This window comes from Labrenzia sp. THAF35, assembly GCF_009363595.1.
Lineage (GTDB): Bacteria > Pseudomonadota > Alphaproteobacteria > Rhizobiales > Stappiaceae > Roseibium > Roseibium algicola.
Genome location: NZ_CP045380.1, coordinates 5962195 through 5975732 on the forward strand (window position 1 = coordinate 5962195; position 13538 = coordinate 5975732).

The following is a 13538-nucleotide window of genomic DNA, read 5'->3' on the forward strand; positions in this document are numbered from 1 at the left end:
TCGATCTCATTCAGCAGCCTGTTGCTGTCGCACTGCGGGTGCGTTCGCCCCTGCGTTCCTGCCGCCCTCTCCCCAGCGCAGCTTGAGCGCGTTTGCGGTAACTGCCAGCGACGATGCGGACATCGCTGCTGCCGCCATCAAAGGTGTGACGAAACCGGCCACGGCAATGGGCACGGCAATGATGTTGTAGACGACCGAAATCCAGAGGTTCTGCTCGATTGCCGCCCTTGCACGTTTCGACAGCCTGAGCGCATCGGCCACCGGCTGCAATTTGTCACCGAGAAAAACGGCGTCTGCAGCGGCCTGACTGAGATGCACGGCCGAGACAGGCGACAGCGAGACATGCGCCCCGGCCAGCGCCGGCGCATCATTCAGGCCATCGCCAACCATCAGGACCTTGCGGCCACTGGCCTGGAGTTCTTCGAGACGTGCAATTTTCTGGGCGGGCTTCATGCCTGAGCGCCAGTCCGATACACCCAGCACAGCCGCGCAATCGGCCACAGCAGGTTTCGTATCCCCGGAGACAATTTCAAGCGCGTAGCCGGCTGATTTCAACTGATCGACCACCGCCCTGGCATCCGGCCGCAGCCGTTGCCGGAAGGCCAACAGGCGGGCAGGATCCGCGCCAAAGCGGATAGCAAGCAGAGAGGCACCCGGGTTCGACTGCAGTGCTGCCTCGACCTGTTCGTCGGTTGCTTCGCAGAACAGCGGGCTGCCAAGCCGCAGACGCTGTCCGGCAACCAGGGTTTCAAGACCCGCCCCGGATGTCTCGCTGACATCCGGCAGAGGCTGCAACGCTCCTGTTGCCTTGACCAGGGCTGCCGACAAGGGATGCCGACTTGCCAGGGCAAGGCGTCCGGCCAGCGCAAGCGTTTCGTCATCTGGATCGATGGAGCTACACAGATCCGGCTCAGTAAGCGTCAGCGTACCGGTCTTGTCGAACAGGATGGTGTCGATATCCGACAATCGTTCGATGGCATCGCCCGAATTGAGCAGGATTCCACACCGGAAGAGCTGCCCGGATGCCACCACCTGCACAGCAGGAACCGCCAAGCCGAGCGCGCAGGGACAGGTGATGATCAAGACGGAAATGGCGATGATCAGGGCTGGCTGCCAGTCGAGCCCGGCCAGCAACCAGCCAAGAAATGTCAGCGCAGCCGCGCCATGCACCATGGGCGCATAAAGGCGGGCGGCTCGGTCGGCAATGCGCACGTATTTGGATTTGGCCTGGGATGCCGCTTCGAGCAAGCGGTTGACCTCATCCAGCAACGTCGCGCCGGAAGCAGCCTGAACCCGGACCTGCAACACCCCCGCTCCGTTTAAGGTACCGGCGTAGACCCGCTGACCGGCCGCAACCGGCACCAGCACGCTTTCACCGGTCACGAGGCTCTGGTCGATCTCGGAAACACCGGTTTCAACCACACCATCCACCGGCACCCGCTCGCCGCCCGATACCAGAACCAGGTCGCCTGCGGCGATTTTTGAAAGCGGAACTTCGCGGACAGCACCGTCGGGATGGATCAGCGCGGCAACTTCCGCCTTCAGCGCGGCGATGTTCTCTGCAAAGGATCGCGTCCGCCCCCGCATGTTGTGGTCGAGATACCGCCCGACCAGCAGGAAGAACAGCAACATGACGGCGGATTCGAAATAGGCATGATGCTGGTGCTGGATGGTCTGGACGACCGACAGGGCGACCGCCAGTGTCACGCCGATCACGATCGGCACATCCATGTTCAACCGGCCGGCAGCCAGGGCGTTGAAGGCGCTGCGAAAGAACGGCCGTCCGGAGTAGACAACCGTCGGCAAGGCAATCAGCGCAGACAGCCAGTGGAAGAAATCCCGGGTTTCCGGGGTGATGTCCGTGGCATTGCCCGACCACACGGAAACGGACAGCAGCATGATGTTCATACCGGCAAAGCCGGAAACCGCCAGGCAGCGCAGCAATTGTTTGCCGGTCTTGTCCTGACGCTCCTTCTGGCTTGCCGGATCAAACGGGTGGGCCTTGTATCCGAGACGCTCCAGTTCGGCGACGATCTCGTCAGCCCCGGTCTGGTCTTCCGACCAGTCGACGGCGAGCCGCTGACTGGTCAGGTTGACGCGTGCCGTCCGGATGCCCGGAAGCCGTTTCAGACCTCGCTCGATGTCTCCCATGCAGGCAGCGCAGGTGATGCCGTCGACGGCAAGGTCCATGTGGACCGCACCGTCTTCGCCCGGCGTCACGAATGCCTGCCAATCACGCTGATGGACCGTCACGGTACGTGCCTCAGTTCTTGACGAAGATCCGGTTCTCGGACCGGAATTTCCGTTCGCCATCCTGTTCGATTTCCAGGATGAGTGTCCAGTTGCCGTCGGCAAGGTTCTCGACTGTGCCGACATAGCGCCCACCGCCGTCAGCCGTGAAATCGACCTTCACGTCGGCGTCGTCATGAACCGGATTGCGCAAAAGGGCATGAAGGACCACCCCGTAAAGCGGCGTTCCCTGCGCGTCGTTGGCCGTGACGACCAGCTTGCCATCCGCACTGCTGGTGCGGGTAAATTCGGTCGAGACCTGCCAGTTCAGGTCTGCCTGAGCCTTGGCGGCCGCGATTTCCTGGTTGTAGGCCTGTCCGGCTTCATAGGAACTTTCCACCACCACGCCCGGGAAAGACCCGAGCGCGAGATAGATGAACACCGCGTTGGCGGTAAAGATCACGCCAAAGAAGGCAAGAAGCCAGACCAGGACCGTCTTTCCGGTGATCGCCTTGGGATCTTTCATGTTCGATTGAACCATCGTCATTCTTTGCTCCTCAAGGTTTTTCCGGTGCCTTGAACGTGTCTTTGGCTGTGACCACTTCGCCCATGACGCTTTCGGTGATCCGGAAGGTAACCGGCGTCGAATGTGGCATCTTTGCCCAGGGCGGCGAAGTCACGAGAATACGGACTTCCCGAGTCGTGTCGGGACCGACAGAGATGATCGGACGGCCGGCGAAGGTGTCCTCGGTACCAACAGCTTCCACCATCGTGTTGGCCGGCATGCCTTCCACATGCAGCATGAAATGGCGCTCGTGGCGGCGTTTGTTCGACAGACGCACGGTATAGCCGTTGCGCACGGACCCGTCAGACTGCTCGACGAACACCGGGTTCCTGTCATGCAGAACGCTGATATCGGCGAAATCACGATTGAGCAGTGCGAACAGCATGATGCCGCAGACCACGGCGATGATGCCGACATAAATGACCGTTCGGACGCGGACGATCTCGTAGACCGATTCCTTGCCTTCCAGGCGGCGCTGGATGTTTTCGTCCGTATCGTAGCCGATCAGTCCCTTCGGCTTGCCGATCTTTTCCATGACGTTGTCGCAGGCATCGATACACAGGCCGCACTGGATGCAGTCGAGCTGCATGCCCTTGCGGATGTCGACACCGGTCGGGCAGACCTGAAAGCACTGGTAGCAGTCCACGCAATCGCCAGCAGGCATGCCCTGGTCGGCAAGTTTCTTGTTTTGCTTCAGGGAACCGCGCGGCTCGCCCCTGTCCCAGCGATAGGTGACGTTGAGGGCCTTCTCGTCGGTCATGGCGGCCTGGATGCGCGGCCATGGGCACATGTAGATGCACACCTGCTCCCGCATGAAGCCTGCCAGGAGATAGGTCGTCGTGGTCAGGATGGCGATCCAGACATAGGCAATCATCGGTGCCTGGAAGGTCAGGAGTTCCCATACCAGGGTCGGTGCGTCGTTGAAGTAAAGCACCCACGCACCGCCCGTCCACCAGGCGATCATCAGCCACAGGAAATGCTTTGTCACGCGCTTGCGGACCTTGTCGAAGGTCCAGGGGTCCTTGTCCAGCACGATGCGCTCGCGCCGGTCGCCTTCCACCTTGCGCTCGACCCAGAGGAACAGGTCCGTCCAGACCGTCTGCGGGCACAGATAGCCGCACCAGACGCGTCCTGCGACCGCGTTCATCAGGAACAGTACCAGCGCTGCAAGAATCAGGAGACCGGTGAGGTAGTAAACTTCCTGCGGCCAGATCTCGATGAAAAAGAAATAGGCCCTGCTGCCTTCCATATCGACAAGAACAGCCTGGCTTGGAGCATCCGGACCGCGGTCATACCGGATGAAAGGCAGGAAATAATAGATGCCCAACGTGATGAAAAGCAGCGCCCACTTGATCCTGCGGAACAGGCCGTGCGTCGCCATGGGATAGATCTTTTTGGCTGATGCAAACCATTCATCGGATTGCGCGCCCTCATGCGTCTCGGTGTCCGTAGACATACCGTCCGTCCTCTTCAACGCGATCCTGCCCCAATAGGATCTTTGGAAAATCATTCGCCACCCACCATTAGCAGCGAGTGCTCAAAATAAACCGGCGCAAAGCGTCACACTTTGCGCCGGATCAAATCGTTCAGGCTATCTGGCGCATTTGTCGCACCAGATCCGCAGGAATTACTGCCCGCCCCCGAAGGAGTGGACGTAGACCGTCAGCGACTTGATGGTCGCCGGATCGAGACGATCGACCCAGGCCGGCATCACGCCGTTGCGCGGATTGTTGATCTGCGCCTTGATGGCGTCCAGCGACTTGCCATAGAGGTAATTGGCAGACAGCAGGCTCGGCGCACCGACATCCTGAATGCCCTTCAGGTCTTCGCCGTGGCAGGCTGCGCAGTTGTCGTCATAGACGGTCTGCCCCGCTGCCAGATCGATGCCTTCGTCGGTCTCAAGTCCCGCGCGGGATGCGACGAAGTTGGCAACCTGATTGATCTCCTCGCGGCTCAACAGCTCATCACGGCCGAAGGCTGGCATTTCGCCGATGCGTGCTTCGTCATGGCCGGACCTGATACCGAATTCCAGCGTGGTGTGGATGTCATCCAGCGTGCCACCCCAGATCCAGGTGTCGTCCTGCAGGTTCGGATAACCTTCCGCACCCGTGCCGCCGGAACCGTGGCACGGTGCACAGTTGTCACCGAAAGCTGCCTGGCCGTTGGCCCGGGCAAATTGCAGCAGCTCCTGATCAGTGGAGATGTCCTCAAGCGAGGCTGCCACGATCTTGTCGGCAAAGACCGACCGGTCGGAGATCCCCTTGTCGTAGGCTGCGATCGCCTCGGTCCGCTGGTTGGCACCCAGTACACCGGTGGTGTAGCTGGAGACCAGCGGCCAGGACGGGTAGAGAACCCAGTAGATCACCGCCCAGACAATGCAGGCGTAGAACAGATACAGCCACCATTTCGGCAGAGGATTGTTCAGTTCTTTCAGACCGTCCCATTCGTGGCCGGTGGTTTCGACCCCGGAGATCTGGTCGACTTCCTTGTTATGTGTGTCTGCCATGGATCAGTCCTCCCGAAACGGGATTTGAGCAGCGTCGTCGAACTTTTTCCGGTTCTTCGGCCACAATGCGTAGGCCAGAACGACGCCAAACAGGATCATGAAGTAGAGTAGGCCCCAGGTTTGTGCGAAGCCTGCGAATGCTGAGTATGTCTCGTTCATCGCCCTTACCTCGCGTTTGCCTTGTCGTCATAGATCGAGAAATCGACCATGGTCCCCAGAACCTGGAGATAGGCGACAAGCGCGTCCATCTCGGTCACTTCCCTCGGGTTGCCGTCGAAATCGCGGATCGTGGCATTCGGCCAGCGTTCCTCGAAGCCATCGGCCGCTTCCGTATCCGGTCTCGCCTGACCGAGGATGTCAGATGCGGCATTTGCGATCTGCTCTTCGGTATAGGGCACGCCGATCACGGTGTTGACCGTCAGGTGAGACTCGATGTCCCGGGTGTTGAGGCGGTTTTCAGCCAGGAACGGATAGCCGGGCATGATGGACGCTGGAACCAGCGAGCGTGGGTCCTTCAGGTGCTCCACATGCCAGTCGTCGGAGTATTTGCCACCGACGCGGGCCAGATCCGGACCGGTACGCTTGGACCCCCACTGGAACGGATGGTCGTACATCGATTCCGCAGCCAGCGAGAAATGACCGTAGCGTTCCATTTCATCGCGCATCGGACGCACCATCTGCGAGTGGCACAGATAGCAGCCTTCGCGGATGTAGATATTGCGTCCGGCCAGTTCGAGCGGCGTATAGGGCCGCACGCCTTCGGTCTTTTCGATCGTGCTCTTCAGATAGAAGAGCGGAGCGATCTCGACCAGGCCGCCGATGGCGACCATGACCAGAATGCCGATCAAGAGAACGAAGGAGTTCTTTTCAAAGACTTCGTGTTTTTTCCATGCAGACATAGTCTGTCCCTCCCTTATTCGGCCGGAGCCAGGGAGCCAGCCGGCGTGGCATCGGCTTCTTCAGCCTCGCCGTGACGGACGGTCATCCAGAGATTGTAGGCCATGATCACGGCGCCGAGCACGAAGAGCGCACCGCCAAGAGCACGGATGATGTAGAAGGGATGCATCGCCTCGACGGTTTCCACGAAGGAGTACTCCAGGAAGCCGAGCTGGTCGTAGGCGCGCCACATCAGGCCCTGCATGATACCGGACACCCACATCGCGGTGATGTAGAGAACGATACCGATCGTGGACAGCCAGAAGTGCAGGTTCACGAGCTTCAGCGAATACAGCTGACGCTTGTTCCAGAGCCACGGGATCAGGCAGTAGATCGCGCCGAACGAGATGTAGCCAACCCAGCCCAGGGCACCGGAGTGCACGTGACCGATGGTCCAGTCGGTGTAGTGCGACAGGGAGTTGACCGAGCGCAGCGACATCAGCGGACCTTCAAAGGTGGACATGCCGTAGAAGGCGACCGAAACCACCATCATGCGCAGAACCGGGTCGGTCCGCAGCTTGTCCCATGCACCCGAAAGCGTCATCAGGCCGTTGATCATGCCACCCCAGGACGGCATCCACAGGATGATGGAGAAGGTTGCACCCAGCGTAGACGCCCACTGCGGCAGAGCCGTGTAGTGAAGGTGGTGCGGACCTGCCCAGATGTAGATGAAGATCAGCGCCCAGAAGTGCACGATGGAAAGACGGTAGGAATAGACCGGCCGCTCCGCGCGCTTCGGGATGAAGTAGTACATGATGGCAAGGAAGCCGGCGGTCAGGAAGAAGCCCACCGCGTTATGGCCGTACCACCACTGCACCATGGCGTCCTGAACGCCCGACCAGACGATGTAGGATTTGGTCGAGTAGATCGAGACCGGAATGGTCAGGTTGTTGGTGATGTGCAGCATGGCAATCGTGACGATGAACGCCAGATAAAACCAGTTGGCCACGTAGATATGCGGTTCCTTGCGCTTCCAGAGCGTGCCCAGGAACAGCAGCAGGTAGGCCACCCAGACGATGGTCAGCCACAGGTCGGCATACCATTCCGGCTCGGCATATTCCTTGCTCTGTGTCGCGCCGAGCAGATAGCCCGTTCCCGCGATCACGATGAAGGCGTTGTAACCCAGGATCACGAACCAGGGCAGGATCTTGCCGGGCATGCGCACGCGGCAGGTACGCTGGACAACATACATGGACGTTGCCAGCAGCACGTTGCCGCCGAAGGCGAAAATCACCGCGGAGGTGTGCAGCGGGCGCAGGCGCCCGAAATTGGTCCACGGCAAATCAAAGTTCAGCGCAGGCCAGGCCAGCTGAAGAGCGATGATCAAACCGACCGTGAAACCGGCAATGCCCCAGAACATTGCCGCGACCGCACCGAATTTGATCGGTCCGACGTTGTAGTTTGGTTTGCCGTCGATTTCGGCCGGAATCACTTCCCCGCCGTCATCGAAGTAGTTCTTGAAAATCAGAAACACGCTGACGGCGGCGAACAATGCGCCTATGCCAGCGTGGAATGCCATGACCTGATCGAATGTCTTGCCTGCCACGATGATGCAGGCAAACGCAAGCAGCACAAGGAAGATGGCGAAGCCGCCTTCCTCGAGCGAGATCATTTTGGCCTTGTTTTGTGCCATTTTAGCGCCCCAGTCTTGAAATCGTTACAAGGTGCCAACGATGGCACGACCATGCACACGACTCTGAAAATGCCGCGTTGATTCATATCAACATGCCAGCAATTGGCGATGTCGGAACAGCCTCCAAAGGTCAGATTGCATTGCGTAAATTGTCGCGGGCAAGATGAAGGCACGCCGTGAAAGGGATGTGACGGCCGCCTGAAGGACGTAGGCCGGTTTGCGGCAGTGTCCTGGCACCCTTGCTCATCCGCCGGCCTTGCGGTTTTCCGAAGCCAAGGACCGGGAAACGTGTTACGCCGTTCTTCCCTCCGCTGAAAGGCGTTGCTTTCTGGCGCGTCCGATGGCCCCTGATCTGCCGCTGACGACCTTCCACCTCGACACGGGACCCCTCCCTTGAACGCTGCATCTCAAAATGGCGCAAGCCTCCATCCCAATATCATCGGCAGCCTCTGGATGGTGGCTGCGATGGCCGCCTTCGCATTGGAAGATGCCTTCGTGAAGCAGGCTGCGGCACAGTTGCCCGTGGCGGAAATCCTGGTGCTGTTCGGCGTCGGCGGAACCATTGCCTTCTTCGGCCTTGCCACTGTCACGGGCGAAAAAGTTCTCAACCGGGACGTTTTCTCGCCTGTCATGCGAGTTCGCTTCGCTTTCGAACTGGTCGGCCGGTTGTTCTATGTTCTGGCGTTGGCCCTGACGCCGCTCTCCTCGACCACTGCCATTCTCCAGGCAACACCGATATTCGTTGTGCTGGGCGCTTCCCTGTTCTTTGGCGAAAAGGTCGGCTGGCGCAGGTGGACAGCAATCTTTATCGGCCTTGTGGGCGTCCTGATCGTGCTCCGACCGACCAGCGACAGCTTTTCTTTGCTATCGATCCTGGCCGTCATCGGCATGCTTGGCTTCTCCGGCCGCGACCTTGCCAGCCGCGCTGCTCCGGCAACCCTCAGCACCAATATCCTCGGGTTCTACGGTTTCCTGACGATCATAATCGCCGGTCTTATCTATGGTCTTTGGGACAGGTCCGCCTTCGTGGTGCCTGACACAACCGCCCTTCTCGCCCTCGGAACCGCAGTCTTCTGTGGTGTCTTTGCCTATAGCGCCCTGATGAAGGCCATGCGCACCGGAGAAATCGCCACCGTCACACCGTTCCGCTATTCGCGGCTGCTGTTCGGCGTCCTGCTCGGCGCCGTCTGGTTCAACGAGCGGATCGACGCACAGATGCTGGTCGGCTGCACCGTCATCGTCGGATCGGGACTCTTCATCCTGTGGCGCGGCAACAAGGCGAAGACCCGGCGCACTTGAAACGGGAACAGCCTTTCAGGCACCTAGCCCATCTGACGCAAGGCCTGCAGCACCTGACCGGCCGCACCTTTGCCCCGGCTTGCCGGAAGGGTCCACAGGCAGATCTGACGCTGTAGCGGGACAACTGCTGCAAGAGGCGCCACCAGGGTGCCGGCGGCAAGCTGATCTGCGACAAGTGAGCGATGCGCCATCAGTACGCCTGCGCCGTTCAGTGCTTCTTCGACCGCGAGAGCATAAAGCGAGAAGACAGGTCCGCGTGGCGCAAACCCCTCGCCCGGCATAGCTTCATCCGCCCATATCCGCCAATCGTCTGCCCAGGCCGTGTCCGTCAGACAAACCGCCTCTTTCAGATCACCAGGCTGCTTGAGCGCCTTTGCAAGCGCCGGTGTGCAGACCGGCAGCAATTCGTCTCCCGAAAACGCGATCCCGTTGTCCGGAAGGCTGTCGCAGTAGAACAGGCAGAGATCGAATGGCACCCGCTTCAGGTTCGGCGGTGTTTCAAGGGCTGTGACCGAAATGTCGATCTCCGGCAACTTCTCGCGTAGCTGCGGCAGTCTGGGGGCCAGCCAAAGCTGCGCCAGCGCCGGCAGGGCTGCGATGTGTATCCTGCCGGGTGCCGCGTCACGCCTCAGGTCGCGCACCGCAGTTCCAAGCTGGTCGAATGCGGCGACAAAACCCGGCAGTGCCCGCTGACCAGCGGCCGTCAGGCGGACCCCCTTGGCATGCCGCACGAACAGGGCCGCCCCGACCTCCTGCTCCAGCGCCTTGATCTGCGCTGCCACGGCTCCGGGTGTAACCTGCAGTTCCGCCGCGGCCTGTGCAAACCCACCGAGGCGCGCGGACGCTTCGAACGCTCTCAGTGCGTTTAGCGAAGGCAGTCTGGGGACGGGAGGAGCTACCGACATCTGTAAGGCCTATTTTTTCTAGCCCTTGAATTTCTAAAATCTGATTTGCGCGAACACAAGCGGAGATGGACACTTTGTCCAAATAGAACCGGAGTTCCGACATGACCGCGCAAGACAAATGCCCCTGGCTCCCCGCTGTGGCTGCCACCCGTATCGACGAGATCACCCAGGCAACTTCGCCTCTCGGATCCGAAGCAATTGCCGCGCGCATCGAAGCGCTGGCCGAGGCCAACAGGTCCATCCACGAGAAAGACTGCTTCAATCTCAACCCCGCGACCAACGTGATGAACCCGCGCGCAGAAGCCTTGCTGGCAAGCGGCATGGGGTCCCGTCCCTCGCTCGGCTACCCGGGTGACAAATATGAGATGGGCCTCGAAGCCATCGAGGAAATCGAGGTGATCGCAGCGAACCTTGCCTGCGAGATTTTCCAGTCGGCTTATGCGGAAATCCGGGTCGCCTCGGGCGCGCTGGCAAATCTTTATGCATTCATGGCAACCACAAAGCCGGGCGACGCCATCATCGCACCGCCTGCGTCCGTCGGTGGCCACGTCACTCACCATGCGCCGGGCTGTGCCGGTCTTTATGGCCTGGATATCCACGAAGCACCCGTTGATGCCGACGGCTACACAATCGATCTGGAAGGTCTGCGCGCCCTGGCCCTGAAGGTTCGGCCGAAGCTGATTACCATCGGCATGAGCCTCAACCTGTTCCCGCACCCGGTGAAAGAAATTCGGGCCATCGCCGATGAAGTCGGCGCCTTTGTTCTGTTCGATGCAGCCCATCAGTGCGGCATGATTGCCGGTGGCGTCTTTTCCGACCCGCTGTCGGAAGGCGCACATCTCATGACCATGAGCACCTACAAGAGCCTGGGTGGTCCCGCTGGCGGGCTGATCGTCAGCAATGACCAGGATCTTGCCCGCAAGCTCGACAAGATTGCCTTTCCGGGGCTGACAGCCAACTTTGACGTTGCAAAGTCTGCCGCGCTCGCCATCACCCTTCTGGATTGGCGCGATTTCGGCAAGGCCTACGCTGCAGAAATGGCCGCCAGCGCCGGTGCGCTCGCCGCTGCTCTCGAAGCAGAGGGAATGCCGGTGTTCTCTACCGCCAATGGGACAACCGCTTCACATCAGTTTGCCTTGGAAGCGGCAGCCTTCGGCGGCGGTCAGGCAGCTTCGAAGAAGCTTCGCCAGGCAGGGTTTCTGGCGTGCGGAATCGGACTGCCGATAGCGCCCGTCGCCGGTGACATGAACGGCCTGAGGTTCGGAACACCGGAACTGGTCCGCTGGGGCATGACGACAGTTGACATGCCAGAGCTGGCCAAACTGATAGCCGAAGCGCTACGATCGAACGATCCGGCAGCGATGGCAGGACGCGTCGCCAAATGGCGCCGGAGTTTCAACACGCTCCACTTCATCCACCCTTGAGAAGCGTCACTCAACCTGCAGATCGGCGGTTCTTTGTTCCGCACTCAGGACCGCCAAGCAGGATCAGTTGCTTCGACGCCCCAGAACAAGTCCGGTGATGAAAGGCAGCAGCAGCACCATTCCGGTAAAGCGAGCGATCTGGTGCGCAGCCACAAAGGCGGGGTCGAGATCCAGCATGAATGCGAGCAGCGTCATCACCTCAAGTCCGCCCGGCGCATAGGCAAGCAGGGCCTGGCCAAAGGGAATGTCCACCAGTTCGGCAACGATCCACGCCCCGGCAAGCGAGGTCAGGAACGCCGCCGCAAAGGCGGCCATGGATGCGCCGAGCACGCTGAGAAACTGACGCAGTGTCATGGACGCAAAGCGGCAACCGATGTGAGCGCCCATCATGACAAAACACGGCAGCACGATGTAGCCCGGCAGGACAAGGACCAAGAGACCGGATGCATTGAGGCCGGCACTCATGAAAAACGCACCCGTCAGACCGCCCCCCGGAACTCTGGCCTTGATGGCAAGCCAGCTTGCCGCGAGGCAGAGCGGTATCCCGATCAGGAAGTCCTTGAGACCGGAGACATAAATCGTGCCGCTGCCACCGCCCGCCGGTTCTGCTGAGGACACAACGGCGAAAGGCAGCACCGCCACCAGAACGAACAGACGCAAGGACTGGCTGGAAGCGATGCGGGGAAGGTCCGCCCCTCGTTCGGTGGCAAGGGCTATGACATAGGAAAGTGCGCCGGGAATGGCGCCGAAGTAGGCCGTTTCCCTGGACCATTTTGCCCCGTAGTGCAGAACCGCGTAGCCCGCGAACGTGACCGCCACCATGACAGCGATCAGCATGGCCATGGACACCGGCCACTCCGCCACCCGGTCAACGATATCGGGATGAACACCCGCCCCCATGGAGATGCCGATCATGACGAAGAGCGCATCTCGCAGCGAGACCGGCATGAGCGTCGGCACTTGCGCAAGCGTTGCGATGGCAACGAAGACCATGGCGCCCGACAGCCAGGCCGCGGGAAGCCCGAACAGGTTGAATGTTGCTCCTCCGGCAGCGGCAATGAGAAGTGTGACCGCAAGTCTTCCGGCGGCAGATTGAAACGAATTGGCAGGCATCGGGAACCGTTGAGCTTGGAATGGCTCCTTGAGCTATAAATGGATTGATCGGCCAGCGCATGGTTGATTGCATGGATCAACATGTACGGCCTGTATTTTATCAGGCGGTTGTCCCCGGCAACTGTACAGGACGGGGCTCTGTGAAAGGTTTACCCTCAATTCCTTCCAGTTCACAGGCCCTGTGTATCGTCGGGCGCATTTCCAGCCGTTCGCACAGGGCGCGCAGGTGGGGCGTCGCCGCCAGGGACCACTTGCCCTCATTACGATAGATCTGCGCCCACCTGGCACAGGCAGCAAGATAGTGGTCGAGGATGGAAAGGTCCTGTCCCAGGAGAAATGGTCCACTCCAAGTGGCAAGTTCAGTTTCCAGATGCGCGAAACTGCCGGCGATCCGGCGGGTCTGCCCAGCGTGAAGGCTCAAGGCCGTCTCCGGGTCGCGAACGTATCTTTCCGGCTTGAAGGAGATCCGAAGGTCGGAATGCAGGGTGTTTGAGAGAAAAAACAGCCATTTCAGAAATCGGCCGCGCTGTGGAGAGGCCGGCGCCGGAGCCAGACAGCCGTGCGCATCTGCCAGATGCAAGGCGATCGCGGCGGTTTCGAACATGGGGGCATCCTGACCCGGCACTTCCAGAACCGGGATCAAACCTTGGGGATTGAGCCGCCGATATGCTTCCGAATTCTGTTCGGAGATCAACCTGTCAACAGCCACGTAGTCATAGGGCAGGCCCAGTTCTTCCAGTATCATCCTGACAATGAAATTGGCGCTGTCAGGCGAACCGTGCAGGCGATAGCGCTCCAGACCCTCAGGTTTCCGGGTCGGTTCAGATGCGACAAGCAAATCGGTCACCCCACAGCTATCCATCGAATTGCATGTCTTTCAAACGGCTGGACTTGAGCGATATCAAGGCACGACCGGGCGAAGGGCGGA

The 13538-nt window shown here is 60.2% G+C and carries 12 protein-coding genes; 2 read left to right on the plus strand and 10 right to left on the minus strand.

The genetic code is table 11. The features are described 5' to 3' along the window. Positions 1–6: 6 nt before the first annotated feature. The 7 genes from FIU93_RS27385 to ccoN form a co-directional block, all read right to left on the minus strand. A complete protein-coding gene (locus tag FIU93_RS27385; RefSeq protein ID WP_152507334.1) occupies positions 7–2253 on the minus strand; it encodes a heavy metal translocating P-type ATPase in 2247 nt (748 codons plus the stop codon). A 10-nt stretch (positions 2254–2263) separates the two neighbouring features. After that, positions 2264–2776 (minus strand): FixH family protein, encoded by a 513-nt coding sequence (locus FIU93_RS27390; RefSeq protein ID WP_023001740.1) that lies wholly within the window; start codon positions 2774–2776, stop codon positions 2264–2266. Between the two features lie 10 nt (positions 2777–2786). Beyond that, a complete protein-coding gene (ccoG, locus tag FIU93_RS27395; RefSeq protein ID WP_075281454.1) occupies positions 2787–4250 on the minus strand; it encodes a cytochrome c oxidase accessory protein CcoG in 1464 nt (487 codons plus the stop codon). 171 nt (positions 4251–4421) lie between these two features. Next, a complete protein-coding gene (ccoP, locus tag FIU93_RS27400) occupies positions 4422–5300 on the minus strand; it encodes a cytochrome-c oxidase, cbb3-type subunit III (RefSeq protein WP_152507335.1) in 879 nt (292 codons plus the stop codon). 3 nt (positions 5301–5303) lie between these two features. Further along, on the minus strand, positions 5304–5459 hold the full coding sequence (locus FIU93_RS27405; protein ID WP_006933670.1) for a cbb3-type cytochrome c oxidase subunit 3: 156 nt from the start codon (positions 5457–5459) through the stop codon (positions 5304–5306). A gap of 5 nt (positions 5460–5464) precedes the next feature. Then, positions 5465–6199 carry a cytochrome-c oxidase, cbb3-type subunit II gene (ccoO, locus tag FIU93_RS27410; protein WP_077290595.1) on the minus strand — a complete coding sequence of 245 codons (735 nt, stop codon included), beginning with the start codon at positions 6197–6199 and terminating at the stop codon, positions 5465–5467. A 14-nt stretch (positions 6200–6213) separates the two neighbouring features. Then, complete coding sequence (gene ccoN, locus FIU93_RS27415; RefSeq protein WP_152507336.1) at positions 6214–7869, minus strand: cytochrome-c oxidase, cbb3-type subunit I; 1656 nt, start codon at positions 7867–7869, stop codon at positions 6214–6216. Between the two features lie 393 nt (positions 7870–8262). Between ccoN and FIU93_RS27420 the strand changes: the two genes are divergently transcribed. Further along, positions 8263–9168 (plus strand): DMT family transporter, encoded by a 906-nt coding sequence (locus FIU93_RS27420; RefSeq protein WP_286202388.1) that lies wholly within the window; start codon positions 8263–8265, stop codon positions 9166–9168. A 23-nt stretch (positions 9169–9191) separates the two neighbouring features. On the opposite strand, the gene FIU93_RS27425 is transcribed toward FIU93_RS27420, so the two are convergent. Beyond that, on the minus strand, positions 9192–10073 hold the full coding sequence (locus FIU93_RS27425; protein WP_152507337.1) for a LysR family transcriptional regulator: 882 nt from the start codon (positions 10071–10073) through the stop codon (positions 9192–9194). Between the two features lie 101 nt (positions 10074–10174). Between FIU93_RS27425 and FIU93_RS27430 the strand changes: the two genes are divergently transcribed. Next, positions 10175–11497 (plus strand): aminotransferase class I/II-fold pyridoxal phosphate-dependent enzyme, encoded by a 1323-nt coding sequence (locus FIU93_RS27430; RefSeq protein WP_152507338.1) that lies wholly within the window; start codon positions 10175–10177, stop codon positions 11495–11497. 63 nt (positions 11498–11560) lie between these two features. Here the strand turns inward: FIU93_RS27430 and FIU93_RS27435 are convergent, their stop codons facing one another. Together FIU93_RS27435 and FIU93_RS27440 are read right to left on the minus strand one after the other, a co-directional pair. Continuing rightward, positions 11561–12610, minus strand: a complete 1050-nt coding sequence (locus FIU93_RS27435; protein ID WP_152507339.1) for an AbrB family transcriptional regulator — start codon at positions 12608–12610, stop codon at positions 11561–11563. Between the two features lie 100 nt (positions 12611–12710). After that, on the minus strand, positions 12711–13457 hold the full coding sequence (locus FIU93_RS27440; RefSeq protein ID WP_209010249.1) for a glutathione S-transferase family protein: 747 nt from the start codon (positions 13455–13457) through the stop codon (positions 12711–12713). Positions 13458–13538: the final 81 nt, after the last annotated feature.